Source organism: Pseudomonas sp. G166 (genome assembly GCF_037027455.2).
In the GTDB taxonomy this organism is placed as follows: domain Bacteria; phylum Pseudomonadota; class Gammaproteobacteria; order Pseudomonadales; family Pseudomonadaceae; genus Aquipseudomonas.
This window is the reverse complement of sequence record NZ_CP146985.1, coordinates 2,224,791-2,242,651: the sequence shown is the minus strand read 5'-3', so window position 1 is coordinate 2,242,651 and position 17,861 is coordinate 2,224,791. Positions and strand designations below refer to the sequence as shown.

General features: G+C 62.1%; 18 protein-coding genes. 11 read left to right on the top strand and 7 right to left on the bottom strand.

The genetic code is table 11. The features are described from left to right. Nucleotides 1–87 precede the first annotated feature (87 nt). Nucleotides 88–1,035 (top strand): LysR substrate-binding domain-containing protein, encoded by a 948-nt coding sequence (locus SGN16_RS10085; RefSeq protein ID WP_335944932.1) that lies wholly within the window; start codon nucleotides 88–90, stop codon nucleotides 1,033–1,035. Nucleotides 1,036–1,070: 35 nt separating this feature from the next. After that, the gene (locus tag SGN16_RS10080; RefSeq protein ID WP_335944931.1) at nucleotides 1,071–1,658 is read left to right on the top strand and encodes a hypothetical protein; all 588 of its coding nucleotides are present in this window, start codon (nucleotides 1,071–1,073) and stop codon (nucleotides 1,656–1,658) included. A gap of 125 nt (nucleotides 1,659–1,783) precedes the next feature. Here SGN16_RS10080 and SGN16_RS10075 read toward each other — a convergent pair whose 3' ends face one another. The 4 genes from SGN16_RS10075 to SGN16_RS10060 form a co-directional block, all read right to left on the bottom strand. Continuing rightward, nucleotides 1,784–2,500 carry an alpha/beta fold hydrolase gene (locus SGN16_RS10075; protein WP_335944930.1) on the bottom strand — a complete coding sequence of 239 codons (717 nt, stop codon included), beginning with the start codon at nucleotides 2,498–2,500 and terminating at the stop codon, nucleotides 1,784–1,786. Nucleotides 2,501–2,564: 64 nt separating this feature from the next. Continuing rightward, a complete protein-coding gene (locus SGN16_RS10070) occupies nucleotides 2,565–3,677 on the bottom strand; it encodes a M14 family metallopeptidase (protein ID WP_335944929.1) in 1,113 nt (370 codons plus the stop codon). Nucleotides 3,678–3,780: 103 nt separating this feature from the next. Continuing rightward, nucleotides 3,781–4,560, bottom strand: coding sequence for an ABC transporter substrate-binding protein (locus tag SGN16_RS10065; RefSeq protein ID WP_335944928.1), 780 nt, complete (start codon nucleotides 4,558–4,560; stop codon nucleotides 3,781–3,783). Nucleotides 4,561–4,924: 364 nt separating this feature from the next. Next, nucleotides 4,925–5,359, bottom strand: a complete 435-nt coding sequence (locus SGN16_RS10060; RefSeq protein WP_210643784.1) for a rhodanese-like domain-containing protein — start codon at nucleotides 5,357–5,359, stop codon at nucleotides 4,925–4,927. Between the two features lie 102 nt (nucleotides 5,360–5,461). On the opposite strand from SGN16_RS10060, the gene ftrA reads away from it, so the two are divergent. Further along, nucleotides 5,462–6,421, top strand: a complete 960-nt coding sequence (gene ftrA, locus SGN16_RS10055; protein ID WP_210643783.1) for a transcriptional regulator FtrA — start codon at nucleotides 5,462–5,464, stop codon at nucleotides 6,419–6,421. A gap of 60 nt (nucleotides 6,422–6,481) precedes the next feature. On the opposite strand, the gene cobF is transcribed toward ftrA, so the two are convergent. Continuing rightward, nucleotides 6,482–7,237 (bottom strand): precorrin-6A synthase (deacetylating), encoded by a 756-nt coding sequence (gene cobF / locus SGN16_RS10050; protein WP_210643782.1) that lies wholly within the window; start codon nucleotides 7,235–7,237, stop codon nucleotides 6,482–6,484. Continuing rightward, on the bottom strand, nucleotides 7,234–7,800 hold the full coding sequence (locus SGN16_RS10045) for a histidine phosphatase family protein (protein WP_335944927.1): 567 nt from the start codon (nucleotides 7,798–7,800) through the stop codon (nucleotides 7,234–7,236). Before SGN16_RS10045 ends, cobF begins: the two co-directional genes overlap by 4 nt. A 289-nt stretch (nucleotides 7,801–8,089) precedes the next feature. Here SGN16_RS10045 and SGN16_RS10040 point away from each other — a divergent pair, with 289 nt between their 5' ends. The 8 genes from SGN16_RS10040 to SGN16_RS10005 all read left to right on the top strand — a co-directional run bounded on the left by SGN16_RS10040 (nucleotide 8,090) and on the right by SGN16_RS10005 (nucleotide 16,348). After that, nucleotides 8,090–8,944: a MurR/RpiR family transcriptional regulator gene (locus SGN16_RS10040; RefSeq protein ID WP_335944926.1), complete on the top strand. Its 855-nt coding sequence runs from the start codon at nucleotides 8,090–8,092 to the stop codon at nucleotides 8,942–8,944. 2 nt (nucleotides 8,945–8,946) lie between these two features. Then, nucleotides 8,947–9,591 carry an isochorismatase family cysteine hydrolase gene (locus SGN16_RS10035; RefSeq protein ID WP_335944925.1) on the top strand — a complete coding sequence of 215 codons (645 nt, stop codon included), beginning with the start codon at nucleotides 8,947–8,949 and terminating at the stop codon, nucleotides 9,589–9,591. Continuing rightward, entirely contained in the window at nucleotides 9,588–10,940 is a 1,353-nt protein-coding gene (locus tag SGN16_RS10030) for a glutamine synthetase family protein (RefSeq protein WP_210643778.1), read from the top strand. Before SGN16_RS10035 ends, SGN16_RS10030 begins: the two co-directional genes overlap by 4 nt. Further along, nucleotides 10,924–11,676 carry an N-formylglutamate amidohydrolase gene (locus SGN16_RS10025; protein WP_335944924.1) on the top strand — a complete coding sequence of 251 codons (753 nt, stop codon included), beginning with the start codon at nucleotides 10,924–10,926 and terminating at the stop codon, nucleotides 11,674–11,676. The genes SGN16_RS10030 and SGN16_RS10025 overlap by 17 nt, the downstream gene beginning before the upstream one ends. Before the next feature lie 75 nt (nucleotides 11,677–11,751). Continuing rightward, nucleotides 11,752–13,101, top strand: a complete 1,350-nt coding sequence (locus tag SGN16_RS10020; RefSeq protein ID WP_210643776.1) for an APC family permease — start codon at nucleotides 11,752–11,754, stop codon at nucleotides 13,099–13,101. Between the two features lie 110 nt (nucleotides 13,102–13,211). Next, entirely contained in the window at nucleotides 13,212–14,228 is a 1,017-nt protein-coding gene (locus SGN16_RS10015; protein ID WP_335944923.1) for an arginine N-succinyltransferase, read from the top strand. 58 nt (nucleotides 14,229–14,286) lie between these two features. Continuing rightward, entirely contained in the window at nucleotides 14,287–15,321 is a 1,035-nt protein-coding gene (astA, locus tag SGN16_RS10010) for an arginine N-succinyltransferase (RefSeq protein ID WP_210643774.1), read from the top strand. A 157-nt stretch (nucleotides 15,322–15,478) separates the two neighbouring features. Then, the gene (locus tag SGN16_RS10005; protein ID WP_210643773.1) at nucleotides 15,479–16,348 is read left to right on the top strand and encodes an oxaloacetate decarboxylase; all 870 of its coding nucleotides are present in this window, start codon (nucleotides 15,479–15,481) and stop codon (nucleotides 16,346–16,348) included. 230 nt (nucleotides 16,349–16,578) lie between these two features. Here the strand turns inward: SGN16_RS10005 and SGN16_RS10000 are convergent, their stop codons facing one another. Then, entirely contained in the window at nucleotides 16,579–17,808 is a 1,230-nt protein-coding gene (locus SGN16_RS10000) for an acyl-CoA dehydrogenase (RefSeq protein ID WP_210643772.1), read from the bottom strand. Nucleotides 17,809–17,861: the final 53 nt, after the last annotated feature.

Genomic DNA, 17,861 nt, shown 5'->3' with positions numbered 1-17,861 from the left:
TGAGGTGCATATTGCCCTTGTCATTCACGCCTGATTAGCCGGTAATAGCTTGAATCATTTTCAAGCATTGCTATCAGGTAGAACGCCATGGAAACCCTCGCCAACCTTGAATGCTTCGCCCGCAGTGCCGAGACGGGGAGTTTTTCCGCTGCCGCCAGGTTGCTGGGCCTGACGCCTGCCGCCGTCAGCCGCAACGTAGCGATGCTCGAGCGCAACCTGGGCGTGCGCCTGTTCCAGCGCTCGACCCGAAAATTGTCCCTGACCGAAAACGGCGAACACTTCCTTACCAGTATCGGCGCTCACCTCGAAGCCTTGCAGACGGCCATCGGCGCCGTGACCACGGAACGGGGTGAACCGGCCGGGGTATTGCGAGTCAGCCTGTCACCGAGTTTCGGCATCGGGCATGTGTTGCCGCTGATGCCGCAACTCCTGGCTCGCTATCCGCTGATCCGGCCGCAATGGCATTTCGAAAACCGCCGGGTAGACCTGATCGCCGAAGGCTTCGACGCAGCGATTGGTGGCGGCTTCGAACTGATGCCCGGCGTGGTTTCGCGAGCCTTGGCACCGGCCCATCTGATCGCAGTGGCGAGCCCAGCCTACCTGGCCCCACGCCCCCGGCCCGCGCATCCGGAAGACCTGGCCCACTTCGACAACATCGTGCTGCGCTCAAGCCTGACCGGTCGCGTGCGCCAGGCCGTAATGCGCAACGCTGCCGGGCTTGAATCGGCGCTTCGGCTGCCCGAATCCATCGTCCTCAACGATCCCGTCGCCATGCGCGAAGCCACCCTGCTGGGCCTGGGCATCTCACTGTTGACTGTCCCGGACGTGCTGCCCTGGCTGGAACGTGGCGAACTGGTGCGGTTGCTGCCGGACTGGCACATGGACCTTGGCGCGATCTCCTTGTATTACCCCAGCCGCACATTGATGCCTGTCAAGACCCGGGTCTTTATTGACTTGATCACCGAGCATTTCGAACGCGAGGGCCTGGCCAGACGTTTCTGCGCGCTGGAATCCAGGGCAGCGCCCATGGGATGATCGGCCTCCGAGCACGATCATCCGTGGAGCGTTCAATGTCATTGCTGAGTAAACAAGCCGCCGCCCTGTTGCTGACGGCCATCGCCAGCCTGGTCGTGGTACCGGCCCATGCCGCCCCGGCCAAAACCGCTGGCGATGCAGCGGCACAGAAGGTTTCGATGCTGGGTGGCAAGCTCAACTTCACCCTGCCCAAGGGTTTCACGGCGACGCCGCTGCCCGCCGGTGAGGTGGCTCAGGGCACTGCCGGGGCGACGGGTACGATGTACAGCAATGCCACCAGTAAAACCGTGGTGATCACCGCTGAAAACACCATCGTCAACGGCGCGAATGTGATGGACAACGACAATGCCTTTCTCGATACCACCTTCGCCGACTTCGCCGTTCAGAAAACCAAGGCCCTGCCGGATGCCAAGATCCTCGGCGAAAAAAGCCTGACCCAGAAAGGCACAGGCCTGGGTCTGCGCCAGCTCGACACCAGCGCCACCCAGGGCGGCGGGCCAACCCTGGATACCACGTTGATAGGCGCCTCCGGCACGCGCATGGCCGTGGTGCAGATCATCTCCCGGGCCAGTGACAAGGCCGGTCATGAGGCATTGGTAAAACAGATCGTCAGTGGCAAGTGATCAGCACCGCACTGATTACCCTGTGGGAGCGAGCTTGCTCGCGATGGCGTCGGCACATCCAGCCTTGATGCAAACTGACCCACCGCTATCGCGAGCATGCTCGCTCCCACAGGGATTTACAGTAGTCAGGGATTGAGCCGCTCCAGCCAGGCTCGCAGGTCCTGCACCTCTTGCGCACTGATGCTGTGGCCCAGGCCCAGGTAGGCATGGAATTCGGGCTCCAGCGCCAGGGTCTTCAGAAATGTGTTGGCCTCGGTACCGTCGTGGTAGGGAATGATCGAGTCAACCGTGCCGTGGCCGATGAACACCGCCAGTGCTCGTCGCGACTCGTCGGGGGTCAACTCAGAGCGCAGCACTGGCAGCACCCGCCCGCCCATCGCGGCAATACCGCCAACCGCTTCAGGGTGTCGCAAGGCCACTTCATAGCTCATCATCGCACCCTGGCTGAAGCCCACCAGATACACATTGCTCGCGTCGGTCGGGTACTTGGCCCGGGCTTTCTCGATGAAATCCAGCAGCATCTGGCCGCTGGCCTTCAGGTCTGAGGTGTCGCCGTCATAGGCCCCCTCGCCCTTTTTGGCGAACCACTGGTAATGCCCCGGCTCCATCACTTTTGGAGCCCGCACCGAGAGGTAATTGTAGTGCTTGGGCAGTTCGTCCCTGAGCTCGAACAGGTCCTGTTCGTTGCTGCCGGAGCCATGCAGGAAGATCACCAGCGGCCGGTTCCTGGCCTGTTCATCGGCATGGGCGAGGTAGTTGAGCGGCAAGTCCGTGTGCAGCGAAGGTTCAGCCTGCAGCCCGGACGAAACCAGCAACAGAAACAGGGCGAGCGCTTTAAACATCAATCTTCCTCCATCGTTCGATAGCCGCACGGCAACGACCGTGCGGTGAGGTAGACAGCACTTATCAGTCGTTGATCAATTTCCCCTTGCGAATCGGCTCACGCCCGGCGACTTTTGCCTGCCAGATCCCCGGTTGGGTGTAGCGCCCGCGGTCCAGGGCAAACAGCACGCCGCTGGTACCGGCCCGCACGGTAGTGACCCGATCGTTCAACGGATCGACCACTTCGAACAACGGATCGCCACGCTCCACCCACTCGCCCGCCTCACGCAAAAAGCTCACCACGCCATGGTGTGGCGCAAACAGGTACTCAGTGCCTTCGAATGGAAAGCCATCACAGCACTGCTCCGGCGCGGGTGGCCAATCCCCGGCGATGAAACCCTGCTCAGCGAGGAAGCCGAGGATGGCCTCACAATTGGCCTGGGCCTGCTCGACCCGGGTATCACCCATGCTACCCAGCTCCAGCGTCGTCGCCAGGTTGGCCGGTGGAATCGCCGCCGAGGGAAAGGCTTTGGCCAAGCGTAACCAGGGCGTGGAGCAGGATTCATCGAACGAACTGCCGCCCGAATCCTCGCACAGCAACGCCACACCTGCCTTCAACCGTGCGGCAAGGGAACGCCATTGCGGCCACTGTTGCGGCAAGGCATACAAGTGGATCGCTGCCTCGAAATCGCAATGCAGGTCCAGGGTGATGTCGGCATCGCAGGCATGGCGCAGCAGCAGCCGATGCAGCGCTTCGAGTTGTGACGGTGGCGCCGGCAATTCATCGAGGACTTGGGCCATGGTCTGGCGGATCAAGGTGATGTTGGCGGCCGGGTCGTCACCCAGGCGATCACCGATGCGTTGCGCCACCGGGGCACTGAGTTCGACGAAGGCGCGGTTGAAATTCTTGCCGCTGCCCAGCTCGAAACGCCCCATGTGGGCACTTTGCAGATGTTGATCCAGGCCGATGGGATTGGCCACCGGCACCAGCTCGACCACGCCCTTGAGCAAGCCCTGGGCCTCCAGGTCGTTGAGCCGCAGCTTCAGCTCCCAGGCCGTGCGCATGCCCGGCAGTTCGTCAGCGTGCAGGCTGGCCTGGATGTAGGCCTTGCGCGGCCCATGGCCGTAACGAAACACACTGAGCCGGCGCTCGGTGCCCAGGTGGCTCCATGGCAGGGTATGGTCGATGCGTTGCATGAGGAACTCCGGATGGCGGTATCTCGATAGGCGCAGGGTAAAGCAATCGCCCATGAAAAAGGTGGCCGGCCGGGTCAACGGCGGGCCACCTTGGGTTCAGCGATTAATGCCCGTAGACGTCGAAGGCGAAGTATTTGTCCTGCACCTTCTTGTAGGTGCCGTTGGCGCGGATTTCGGTGATGGCCGCGTTGAATTGATCGGCCAGGGCCTTATCGCCCTTGCGCACCGCAATGCCGGCACCACCGCCGAAGTATTCCGGGTCTTCGTAGGTCGGGCCCACGAACGCGAAACCTTTCCCGGCGTCGGTCTTCAGGAAACCGTCGTCGAGGTTGACCGAGTCGGCCAGCATCGCGTCGAGGCGCCCGGCGACCATGTCCAGGTTGGCTTCCTGCTGGGAGCCGTAGCGCACCAGGTTGATACCCGCGGGCACCAGTACTTCAGTGGCGAAACGGTCGTGGGTACTGGCGCGCAGTACACCGACCTTCTTGCCCTTGAGTTCGGTCAGTGGGTCCTTGACCTCGGAACCTTGCTTCATCACGAAGCGCGCCGGGGTGTGGTAGTACTTGATGGTGAAATCGACGTTTTTCTTGCGGTCGTCGGTGATAGTCATGGACGACAGGATTGCGTCGATTTTCTTCACTTTCAGCGCAGGGATCAGGCCATCGAACTCCTGCTCGACCCAAGTGCACTTGACCTTCATCTGCTCACACAGCGCATCGCCGATGTCGACATCGAAGCCGGTCAGTTTGCCGTCGGGGGTTTTCATCGAAAAAGGAGGATAACCGGCTTCGATCCCGAGGCGGATCGGCTTGGCTTCTTCGGCCATGGCCGACAGGGACAATACGGACAGTGCCAGGGCACCGAACATGGCTAGCTTCTTCATTTTTGCTCCTGAGTGCGCAGGGATTCTTTTGATCGTTATGGGCAGATTCGTAGGCAGCATCCGGTCAGTGAAGACCGAAGTGGCCGGAGTCTAGAGGGGCGCTCAGGAGGGGAATTGTGTCGAGGCGACAAATAGTTATAAAAACAGCCAGGTGTATTCGGCATTCACCGGGTTTGCGAAAAACCTGACAGATAAACATCCTGCGGCAGGTCCCCTGTGACGAGGGAGCTTGCTTGCGCTGGGGCACGCAGCGGGCGCAAGTTAGGCCAGCGATGCCGTCTGTATCAGACGGCCGCCAAGGGGCTGCTGCGCAGCCCAACAGGAGCAAGCTCCCTCACCACAAAAGCCTGGTTGCGGAAGGTCATCAGCAGTCGCAACTGATCGCCTTGTCCGCCACGCGCTCTACCAGGCCGTTCAAGCGAAACCCCTCATCGAGCCAGCCCATGACGCCGCCGATCATTTCCTTGACCGGGTAACCCAAGGTCGCCAGGCGGACTGCCGCTTTGTTCGCGCCGTTGCAGTGCGGGCCGGCGCAATACACCACGAACAAGGTGGTCTGGGGGTAGGCCGCCAGCGCTTGCGCGGTGAGCGTGCGGGTTGGCAGGTTGATCGCCCCGGGCACATGCCCCCGCTCGTAAGCCACCGGCCCCCGCACATCCACCAGCACAAAATCGACATCACCAGCCTGTTGGCTGGCGTGAACGTCAGAGCAATCGGTTTCGAATGTCAGACGCTGACTGAAATGCTGCAGGGCGATCTCGGACGGGGCAGCAGGCACTTCGCGAACCAGGCTAGTCATCGGGGTGTACTCCAAGGTAGATGAGGGCGTGAGCAGACTTTATCCGCCCGACGCTTACCGCTACAGTGGCGGACAAGACACTCTGTGGGAATTTTCCGCCAAATGCAGCCTACTCCCGGTCTGGTCGCGATTCTCGCCTATGACGGCCTGTGTACCTTCGAATTCGGCGTTGCCGTCGAGATCTTCGGATTGGAGCGGCCCGAATTCGATTTCCCCTGGTACCAGCATCGGATCGTCGCCGTGGATGACGGCCCGATGCGTGCCATGGGTGGCTTCCAGGTATTGGCCGATGGCGGCATGGAGCTGCTGGAAACCGCTCGGACCATTGTCGTGCCCGGCTGGCGCAGCCGCAGCGAGCCACCGTCCGAAGCCCTGCTCGAGGCACTGCGCAGGGCCCATGCCCGAGGCGCACGCCTGCTGTCGATCTGCTCCGGCGCGTTCGTACTGGCCGCCGCCGGGCTGCTTGACGGGCTGGGCGCCACCACCCACTGGCGCTACACCGACGAACTGGCGAACAGCTTCCCCACCATCCTGGTTGATCCGGACGTGCTGTACGTGGACTCGGGACAGGTCATCACCTCGGCCGGCAGTGCAGCGGGCATCGATGCCTGCCTGCATCTGGTTGCGCGGGACTTCGGAGTCCAGGTCGCCAATGCCGTGGCGCGCCGGCTGGTAATGTCGCCGCAACGCACGGGCGGCCAGGCGCAATTCATTCCGTCGCCGGTCAGCCGCACGCCACGCAGCGACCTGTCTGGCGTCATGCAATGGGCCCGCGAACACCTGCATGAACCCCTCGGCGTGCGCGAACTGGCCAGCCAGGCGGCCATGAGCGAACGGACCTTTTTACGACGTTTTACCCAAGCCTGCGGCCTGTCGCCCAAGGCCTGGCTGCAACATGAACGCCTGGCGCGGGCCCGCGAGCTGCTGGAGAGCACCGAAGACAACACCGACAACATTGCGCAACTGTGTGGCTACCGTTCGGTGGAAAGCTTTCGCGTGGCGTTTCGCAGCGTGGTGGGGTTGGCGCCGTCGGTGTATCGGGAGCGGTTTGGGCGGGGGTGAAAATGCCAAAACACCTGGCAACTTCACATCCCTCGCCACGGTTCGGTTTAAGTCATCAAGTCACGGCTTACGCAGCAAATAGGTATCCATGATCCACCCATTCGCCTGCCGCGCGGCCTTGCGGGTGCGTTCGATGTCATCGGCCACGTCCCCCAGCCGGCCAGCGATGAGGATCTCATCCGGCGTTCCCAGATAGGCGCCCCAATAGATATGCGTATCCGGATCGCTCACCTGGCGGTACGCATCCTCGGCATCGAGCATTACCACCACACTGGCAGCGTCTCCCGCCTGCCCCGCCGCCAACCGACGGCCCGTGGTGATTTCCAGCGCCCCGCCGATGCTGTTCAACGGCACTTTATGTTGGGCCGCAAGGGCCTGGACACTGGTGATGCCGGGAATCACCTCAAACTCAAAGGTGCAGCGACCGGCGTCAAGAATCGTCTGCAGGATGCGCACGGTGCTGTCGTACAACGCCGGATCGCCCCACACCAGAAAACCACCACACTCACCGTCAGACAGTTCTTCATTGATCAACCGTTCGAAGGTGGCCTGCTTCGCTCGGTTCAGCTCTTCGACGCTGGCCTTGTAGTCCAGGTCGCCGCGTTGACGCTCAGGACTGTAGGCTTCGACGAAACGGTACGTGCGATCAACGATGTAGCGCCGACAGATTTCGCGCCGCAGATCCAGTAGCTTGTTCTTGGCCGGGCCTTTGTCCATGAGAAAAAACACATCCACCCGATTCAAGGCCTTCACCGCCTGCATCGTCAGGTAATCCGGATCGCCGGCACCGATGCCAATGACAGATAACGTCTTCATGCCTGCGACTCCTGGGCGCGCAGTCGCCACACCCCATTGAAACGCAACTCGATGGCCGACAGCGGTTCGATGTCGATCCGGTTGAAGGTGGCTGCCGGGCAGTGCAATACATTCACCAGCGCCGCGCGGATCACGAACGGGTGGGTGACGGCCAGCAAATGTCCCGGCTGGTCTTCCAGGCTGGTAAGCCAATCCCCGACCCGACGACATAGCCGGGCAACGGATTCACCACCATGGGGTGCTGACTCGGGGTCGTCGAGCCAGGCCTGCAGTTGTTGCGGTTCGCGCTTGAGCAAGTCGTCGATGGACAAACCGCGCCAGCGCCCCAAATCACAATCGGCCAGGACCTGGACAACCTGTGGCTCATCGCCGAACAACGCCGCCGTCTGCCGAGTACGCAGCTCAGGCCCGCATAACAGCTGCCGAACATTTGGGTAGCCATGGCCGGCATCTGGACGCTGCGCCAGCCAAGTTGCGTCCAGCGGTTCTTCCAGGCCAAAACGCGCCTGCTTTTGGGCGACGGTACGGGCGTGACAGATCAGGGTCAGACGGGTGGCTTGCACGCGGCATACTCAGGCAATCAGTGGACAGGACATTAGGCTTTTTCTTGTACGCCACCTTATATGAAATCAAATAACTGAGACAAAAAGACGTTTTATCTGACACCGACTGAGGCACTGGCCTGACATATCCGTTCCAGGCAGCCAAGCCCAAGTCCTACAGGGGTTTCGCACCGCCATCGAGCATTTTAAACGGAACGTAAAAACCGCTGGACATGTAGCACCAGCTACATAAATACTATTTTCAGGAGTTATGAAAGAAATCCAACACCCATCCAGGCAAGGAGCACGGATGCCGCCTCTCAGAGACCTGATTACCGATCCCGGCTTGGTTTTGACGCCGTCGGAACGCAAGGTCGTACGTGCCCTGCTCGATCATTATCCACGCAACGGCCTCGGCCCGATGTCGCGCCTGGCGGACCATGCCGGCGTCAGCGACCCGACCATCGTGCGGCTGGTGAAAAAGCTCGGATTTGGCGGTTATGCCGAGTTCCAGGATGCGCTGCTCAGTGACATGGACCATCGCCTGCGCTCGCCCCGCACACTGTTGCAACCGCGGGCCAAATTGCCCCAAGGCGATACCTGGAGCCAGTACCTGGCAGCCAGCCAACGCACCCTCAACGACACCCAGGCCCTGACCCAGCCTGAAGACGTGCGCATTCTTGTCCAGTGGCTGCTGGACAGCCGCCACCAGGTGCATTGCTTTGGTGGGCGCTTCAGCAGTTTTCTTGCCCACTACCTGCTCAATCACTTGCGCCTGCTGCGGGCCGGCTGTTTTGCCCTGGAAGACAACGCCCAGTTGCCCGACCGGCTGTTCGACGTGCAACGCCAGGACGTGGTGCTGATCTTCGATTATCGTCGCTACCAGGCCCAGGCCCTGCGCGTGGCCAGCGCGGCCAAGGCACGCCACGCCCGGGTCGTATTGTTCAGCGATGTCTATGCCTCGCCATTGCGAGAGCTGGCCGATTTGATCATCAGCGCGCCAGTGGAATCGGTCTCGGCCTTCGACAGCCTGGTGCCGGCGCTGGCCCAGGTCGAAGCGCTGATCGCCTGCATGACCCTGCAATGCCCTGACCTGGCCGAACGCCTGGAAGGTATCGACGCCTTGCGCACGGAATTCAACACGCACCTGTTGGAGGAAAAATAAGGATGTTCTCGCTCCCCCATCGCTCCCCTCGGGATTTACCGTTCACCCGCGGCCACACCGCATTGCTGCTGGTGGACATGCAACGCGCCTGGCTGGAGCCGCAATTCGACGCTCATCTGGACACTGCCGAAGCCGAGTACTTCATTCGTCGCGCCCGCCAGCAGGTGATTCCCAACCAGCAGCGCCTGCTCGATGCGATGCGGATGGCACAGCAAAATGTGTTGCACACCCACATCGAAAGCCTCACCGCCGACGGCCGTGACCGCTCCCTGGATCACAAACTGTCGGACATGCACCTGCCCAAGGGCAGCCCCGAAGCGCAGATCATTGCCGAGCTGGCGCCACAGGAAAACGAGATCGTCTTGCCCAAGACTTCCTCGGGGGTCTTCAATTCCACCAACATCGACTACGTGCTGCGCAACCTGCAGACCCGCCACCTGATCATCGCCGGTATTGTCACCGACCAATGCGTCGACATGGCCGTGCGCGACGCCGCCGACCGCGGCTACCTGGTCACCCTGGTGGAAGATGCCTGCGCCACTTACACCGAACAACGTCATCTGGCGTGCCTGAACGCGATCAAGGGTTATTGCTGGATCACCGATACCGACACCGTACTCGGTCGCTTGCAGGAGATGCAGCCATGAGCCGCCTCGATGCTGCAACGCCGCTGGCACCATTGCCGGTCACAACGCTGGTGAGCACCGACCTGATCGGCGTGACCCGCGGGCGCTCGTTCCCCAGCGATGAACTGCCCCACTACGTCACTGCCGGTTGTGGCTGGGTGCCAGCCAATAGCGCGCTGACGCCCCAGGACATCATCGCGTCGGTCAACCCTTGGGGGGCTTACGGCGATCTGCGGCTGATCCCGGACCTGTCCAGCCGGGTGACCGTCTGCAACGGCCCTGACGCCCAGGCCCCAGCCCTGGACTTCATCCATTGCGACATCCGCGAGACCGACGGCCGGCCCTGGGGCGCCTGCCCGCGCACGCTGCTGCATGACGAAGTGGCGCGTTATCGCGCCGAACTGGGCTTGCAGGTATTCGCCGCGTTCGAACATGAATTGAGCCTCAACACCGCGCCAGCCCAACCCGATCGCCCGGCCTTCAGCCTCCAGGCCCAGCGCCAGCAGGCCGGGTTCGCCGGGTGGCTGCTCAGTGCGCTGCGGGCCGGCGGCGTCGAACCGGAAATGTTCCTGCCCGAATACGGCAAGCATCAGTACGAAATCACCTGCCGCCCGACCCTGGGCGTGGCCGCCGCTGACCGCGCGGTGAACGTGCGGGAAATCACCCGCGAGATCGCCCGGCAAATGGGCCTGGACATAAGCTTCGCTCCCAAGGTCTCGGAAAATGCCGTGTGCAACGGCGTGCACCTGCACCTGAGCCTGCAAAACCTGAGCGGTGATCCCGTACTCCATGACGCCGCCAGCAGCCATGGCCTGTCCAGCCTCGGCCGGCACTGGGCCGCCGGTGTGCTGCACTACCTGCCGGCGCTGTGCGCGCTGACCGCACCGACGCCGGTGTCCTACGAGCGCCTGCAACCCCATCACTGGAGCGCGTCGTATGCCTGCCTGGGACAGCGCAACCGCGAAGCGGCGCTGCGCATCTGCCCAACCGTAAGCCTGGGCGGCAAACCGGTAGCGAACCAGTACAACCTGGAATTTCGCGCCATGGATGCCACCGCCTCGCCACACCTGGCGATGGCGGCATTGTTGATCGCCGGACGGCTGGGTATCGAGCAGCGGCTGGCGTTGACTGCCGTGACCGATGAAATACCCGATGACCTGGATGAAGAACAACGTCGCGCCCGTGGCATTATCGCTCTGCCAACGACCCTGGCCCAGGCACTGGATTGCCTGCGCCACAGTGGGGCGCTGCTCGAGGCCTTGCCCGGCCCCCTGGTCGAAACCTACTTCGCCTTGAAGGCCCAGGAGCTGGCCTTGACCCAGGCGCTGTCACCTGCCGAGCGTTGCGAGCACTATGCGCGAATCTATTGAATGTGCTGAATCGGGCCTCTACTCCGGGCCGGCCTACCGACTGGTCCGGGAAGATTCCGAGCACCCGCTGGTGCTGGTGTGCGAACACGCCAGCCGCTTCATTCCCCCGGCCCTGAATGCGCTGGGCCTGGATGAAACGGCCGCACAGGAGCACATCGCCTGGGACATCGGCGCCCTGGCGCTGGCCGAACGCCTGTCCGAGACCTTGGGCGCGACCTTGCTGTCGGCCAATTATTCACGTTTGTTGATCGACCTGAACCGCCCGCTGCACGTGGCCGACAGCATCCCGGCCCAGAGCGAGATCTACCAGGTCCCGGGCAACCATTCCCTGGACGAGGCCACTCGGGCCTATCGCCAGCAACGCCTGTTCCACCCGTTCCATGATCGGCTGCGGGCGCTGATCGACCAGCGCCTGGCCGCCAACCGGGCGGTGCGGGTAGTGGGCATCCACAGTTTCACCCCCGTGTTCTACGGCCAACCACGGGCCCTGGAAGCGGGCGTGCTGTTTGGCGAGGCCAAGGACTATGCCCAGCGCATCGTCGACGGGCTGAGCCGGCATTCGCTGCGGGCCGCGGGCAATCAGCCCTACAAGATCAACCCTCTGACCGACATGACGGTCCCGGAACACGGCGATGGACGTGGCCTGGACTCGGTGTTGATCGAAGTACGCAACGATTTGCTGCGCAGCCCCGAGGCGGTACGGACCTGGAGCGCTTACCTGGCCCCATTGCTCTAGCAAAGCAGCACCCGCGGTTAGCGACACGCGGCCAGCAAGGACACACCCACACACAGCTGAGAAGGAGAACGGCTCATGAGTATCGAGGCATTTGGCTATAAACAGGAATTGAAACGCAGCCTGTCACTGACGGACCTGGTGGTGTACGGGATGATTTTCATGATCCCCATCGCCCCGTTTGGCGTGTATGGCTACGTCAACGCCGAAGCGCCGGGGATGGTGCCGCTGGCCTACATCATCGGCATGGTCGCGATGCTGTTCACCGCGTTGAGCTACGGCAGCATGGCTCGGGCTTTCCCGGTGGCCGGCTCCGTCTATTCCTACGCGCAACGGGGACTGAACCCCCACGTCGGGTTCATCGCCGGCTGGCTGATGCTGCTGGACTACCTGCTGATCCCACCTCTGCTCTACGTCTATGCGGCCATGGCGCTGAATCATCTTTACCCGGAGATTCCCAAGGTCGGTTTCATCCTGGCGTTCCTGGTGAGCGCGACCTTCGTCAACCTGCGGGGCATTACCTTCACCGCGCGGATGAACATCATTTTTCTGCTGGCGCAGCTGGTGGTGCTGGGGATCTTCCTGTTCTATGCCTGGAATGCCCTGCACAGCGGCGGCGGTAACGGCCAACTGACCTTGGCGCCGCTGTACAGCCCGGAACACTTCAACTTCGCCCTGCTGATGCAAGCCGTGTCCATCGCGGTGCTGTCGTTCTTGGGGTTCGACGCCATTTCCACCCTGGCCGAGGAAATCAAGGGCGACCCTGGCCGCAGCGTCGGCAAGGCCGCGTTGGTGACCTTGTTGGTAATGGGGGCGATTTTCGTGGTGCAGACCTGGATCGCCACTGACCTGGCGGCCGGCATGGGTTTCAAGTCCGCCGACACCGCGTTCTATGAAATCGCCGAACTGGCGGCTGGCAGCTGGCTGGCAACCTTGACCGCTGTCGCCACCGCACTGGCCTGGGGCGTGGCGGTGGCCATCACCTCGCAAGCGGCGGTGTCGCGCCTGTTGTTCGGAATGGCCCGGGACGGCAAGTTGCCCAAAGTGCTGGCCAAGGTCCATCCGAAACACAACACGCCGTACTTGAGCATTTACCTGGTGGCGCTGCTGTCCCTGCTGATCTGCTACCTGTTCATCAACGCCGTGGACACCCTGACCTCCCTGGTCAACTTCGGCGCCCTGAGCGGCTTCATGTTGCTGCACATCACCGTGATCAACCATTACTGGCGCCGCCAGCGCTCCGGCCAGGTGATTCGTCATCTGATCTGCCCGTTGGTCGGCTTCGTGATTGTGGCGGCCATCATGTACAACATGGGCGTGGATGCGCAGAAGCTCGGCCTGATCTGGATTGCCGCGGGTGTGGTCTACCTGTGTGTACTGAATAAATTCGGCAGCCCCACGGCGCTGCCCGACCCGGCCGCTCAGTGAGGTTCGGCGGTCGAAGGGTTCGACCCGCCGTGGTGAGTACGCGTGGACATCGACAGTGATCGTCAAGCCCGGTGCCTGGCACCGGGTTCCCTGGAACAGGAGTGCAATCCATGCTGGCTTTACGTCCAGTCCAATTAACCGACCTGCCGCAACTGCAGCAGCTGGCCCGTGACAGCCTGGTGGGGGTCACCTCGCTGCCAGACGATACCGAGCGTCTGCGGGAGAAAATCCTCGACTCGTGCGCCTCGTTCGCGGCCGACGTACAAAACCCTGGCGGCGAGAATTATTTTTTCGTCCTGCAGGACCTGGTATCCGGGCGCTTGGTCGGCTGCTCGGAGATTCTCGCCAGCACCGGTTGCAATGAACCGTTCTACAGCTTGCGCAACCGGCCGTTCTCCAGCGAATCCCGGGAGTTGAACATCCAGCATGGCGTGCCGGCGCTGTCGTTGTGCCAGGACCTCAATGGCCAGACGCTGCTGCGCGGCTTTCACATCGACGCCGAGCGCGTACGCACGCCGGAGTCAGAACTGCTGTCCCGGGCCCGGCTGCTGTTTATCGCCGCCCACCCTCAGCGCTTTGCCGAATCGGTGATCACCGAAATCGTCGGTTTCAGCAGTGAAGATGGCCAGTCGCCCTTCTGGGATGCCATCGGCCAGCATTTCTTCGATCTGCCCTACACCGAAGCCGAACGCTTGTGCGGCCTGCAGAGCCGTACCTTCCTCGCCGAGCTGATGCCGCAGTATCCGATCTACGTGCCCATGCTGCCGGCGGCGGCCCAGGCCTGCATCGGCCGGGTGCATCCCGACGGCCAGGAAGCCTTCGACATCCTGGAACGCGAGGGTTTCGAAACCAACAACTACGTGGACATCTTCGACGGTGGGCCGACATTGCATGCCCGCATCACCAACATCCGCTCAATCACGCAAAGCCGTATCGCCGTAGCCCGGCAAGCCCCGCAGATCGACGCGCGGGGCCGTTATCTGGTGAGCAACGACGGCCTTGGGAACTACCGGGCAATCGTCGTCGAACTGGACGTCAATGCCGAAGGGCCCCTGGCCGTGCCGCCTGACGGGCTGGCAGCCCTGGGCGTCAGGGATGGCGAGCAAGTCCGGGTGGTTGCCTTATGAACCTCATTCGATTTCCTGCCCCGCATCAGCGCTTCAACCGACATGAAGGAATTGCATCATGATTGTCCGCCCGGTCGCCATCACCGACCTGCCCGCGCTGCTGGACCTTGCCCGCTGCGCGGGCCCTGGGTTCACCAGCCTGCCGGCCAACGAAGAGCGCCTGGCCCATCGCGTTCGCTGGGCCCAGCGTACCTTTGCCGGGCAAGTCGAACGTGCCGATGCCGACTACCTGTTCGTGCTCGAGGACGATGATCGACAGGTCGTGGGCATCAGCGCACTGACCGGTGCGGTCGGGCTGCGCGAGCCCTGGTACAACTATCGGGTCGGGGTGACCGTCAGCTCGGCGCCGGAACTGGGTATCCAGCGACAGATCCCGACGCTGTTTCTCAACAACGAGATGACCGGGCAATCGGAAATCTGCTCGTTGTTCCTGCACCCTGACCAGCGCCGCGGCCACAACGGGCGCCTGTTGTCCCTGGCACGCCTGCTGTTCGTGGCCGAGTTCTCGCAGTTGTTCGGTGAAAAGATGATCGCCGAACTGCGCGGCCACGCCGACGAGCAAGGTTGCTCACCGTTCTGGGACAGTCTGGGGCGGCACTTTTTCAAGAAGGATTTCAGCTACGCCGACCAGTTGTCCGGCATGGGCAACAAATCATTCATTGCCGAGTTGATGCCGCGCCAGCCGCTGTACACCTGCCTGCTCACCGAACAGGCCCAGGCGGTGATCGGCAAGGCCCACCCGAACACCGAGCCGGCCATGAAGATTCTCGGTGCCGAGGGGTTTACCCATAAGGGTTACATCGACATCTTCGACGCGGGCCCGGTAATCGAGGCGCCGGTTTCGAAAATCCGCACCGTGCGCGACAGCCAGTCGCTGACTCTGGCCATCGGCACGCCGGACGATCAGGCACCGGTCTGGTTGATCCATAATCGACGCTTGGCCAACTGCCGCGTAACCAGTGCCCGGGCACGTTTGCATGGCCAAAGCCTGCTGGTCGACCGGCTCACCGCCAAACGCCTGCAAGTACAACCGGGCGACATGGTGCGCGCCGTGGCGCTGCTCAAACAGGGGCGACAAGCGGTGGCGGCGTAGGCCCCGGGTTGGACCTTGATGTCGCCTTTTCTCGATGCAGGGAAGACATCGCCCATGCGCATTCGTCATCATCTTTGTATCTCCCACGTGATAGCCTTTTGTTCCTTCGGCGTTGACACTTTTGCTCAAGCCTTTCCATTCCATTGGTGGAACTCATATGTCCAGGCTTTCCCATCAAGATTTGCGTCGCAATTTTCGTCAACTGCTGGCTTCCAAAACCTGCTATCACACCGCCTCGGTGTTTGACCCAATGTCGGCGCGCATCGCCGCCGACCTGGGGTTTGAAGTGGGGATCCTGGGCGGCTCGGTCGCGTCATTGCAGGTATTGGGCGCGCCGGACTTCGCCCTGATCACCCTCAGCGAATTCGCCGAACAGGCCACCCGCATCGGCCGTGTGGCCCAACTGCCAGTGATAGCCGACGCTGACCACGGCTACGGCAATGCCCTGAACGTGATGCGCACCATCATCGAATTGGAGCGGGCCGGCGTGGCGGCGCTGACCATCGAGGACACCTTGCTGCCAGCCCAGTTCGGCCGTAAATCCACCGACCTGATCGGTGTAGCCGAAGGCGTCGGCAAGATTCGCGCGGCGCTGGAAGCACGAGTCGATCCGGAAATGGCGATCATTGCCCGTACCAACGCTGGGATTTTGCCGGTCCAGGAAATCATCAGCCGTACCCAGCAATACGAACGGGCCGGAGCGGACGGGATTTGCATGGTGGGCGTGCAGGACTTCGAGCACCTGGAGCAGATCAGCGAAAACCTGACGCTGCCGTTGATGCTCGTCACCTATGGCAACCCGAAATTGCGCGACGACAAGCGCCTGGCCGAACTGGGCGTGCGAGTCACCATCGACGGCCACGGCGCCTATTTCGCCGCGATCAAGGCCACCTACGACAGCCTTCGCGAACAACGGCAGATCTTCACCCAGGCATCGGACCTCAGCGCCACCGAACTGACCCACACCTACACCCAGCCCGAGGAGTACATCCGTTGGGCCGAGGAGTACATGAGCGTCAAGGAGTGAGTTGACCTCCAGCCTGCAGTGACATTCAAGGACGTCATCGCGAGCAGGCTCGCTCCATGTGGTGAACACACATTGAGTGGCCACCCGCATCAATTGTGGGAGCGAGCTTGCTCGCGATAGCGGTGGTTCCGTTTACATAGTGTTGGATGTCCCTACGTCATCGCGAGCAGGCTCGCTCCCACAGGGTTCTATGGTGAACGCGATGGCGTTGCCAGGGGTGAAGCAGGCCTTCAGCCCTTGCTACGCAGCATTTCCCTGGGCACGTACTTGCCGATCTCGAACTTGCCGATGGCGGCGCGGTGGACTTCATCCGGGCCGTCGGCCAGGCGCAGGGTGCGCTGCATGGCGTACATGTAGGCCAATGGGAAGTCGTTGGAAACCCCCGCCCCACCATGGATCTGGATCGCCCGGTCGATGACCTTCAGGGCCACGTTCGGCGCGACGACCTTGATCTGGGCGATTTCGCTCTTCGCCACTTTGTTGCCGACGGTGTCCATCATGTACGCCGCCTTCAACGTCAGCAGGCGCGCCATATCGATCTCCATCCGCGAGTCGGCAATCTTGTCGACGTTACCGCCCAGGCGCGCCAATGGTTGGCCGAATGCGGTGCGGCTGACGGCCCGCTTGCACATCAACTCCAAGGCGCGCTCGGCCATGCCGATGGAGCGCATGCAATGGTGGATACGGCCTGGGCCGAGGCGACCCTGGGCAATTTCAAAACCGCGGCCTTCACCCAACAGGACATTTTCGTACGGCACCCGCACGTTATCGAACAGCACTTCGGCATGCCCGTGCGGCGCATCGTCGTAACCGAACACCGGCAGCGGCCGAACGATTTTTACCCCGGGGGTGTCCACCGGCACCAGGATCATCGAGTGCTGGGCATGCCGTGGTGCATCGGGATTGCTCAGGCCCATGAAGATCAGGATCTTGCAGCGCGGATCGCAGGCTCCTGAAGTCCACCACTTCTTGCCGTTGATCACCCATTCGTCACCGTTGCGTTCAGCACGCGCGGCCATGTTGGTGGCATCCGAGGAGGCAACGTCCGGCTCGGTCATGGCGAAAGCCGAGCGGATCTCGCCGCGCAGCAGCGGCTCGAGCCAGCGCTGCTTTTGTTCTTCATTGGCGTAACGCACCAGCACTTCCATATTGCCGGTGTCCGGTGCCGAGCAGTTGAACGGCTCCGGCCCCAACAGCGAACGGCCCATGATCTCCGCCAGTGGTGCGTATTCCAGGTTAGTCAGGCCGGCACCCAGCTCGGACTCAGGTAAAAACAGGTTCCACAGGCCTTCAGCCTTGGCCTTGACCTTGAGCTCTTCCATGATGGCCGTGGGCTGCCAGCGATCGCCTTCGGCCACTTGCCGTTCGAACACGGCTTCGGCCGGGTAAACGTAGGCATCCATGAACGCCGTGACGCGTTCACGCAGTTCCTGAACCTTGGGGGAATAGGCAAAATCCATGAGCAGCACCTTCTTGGGCAGAGGTTGTTTAGGTCATGAAATCGATGCTAGTT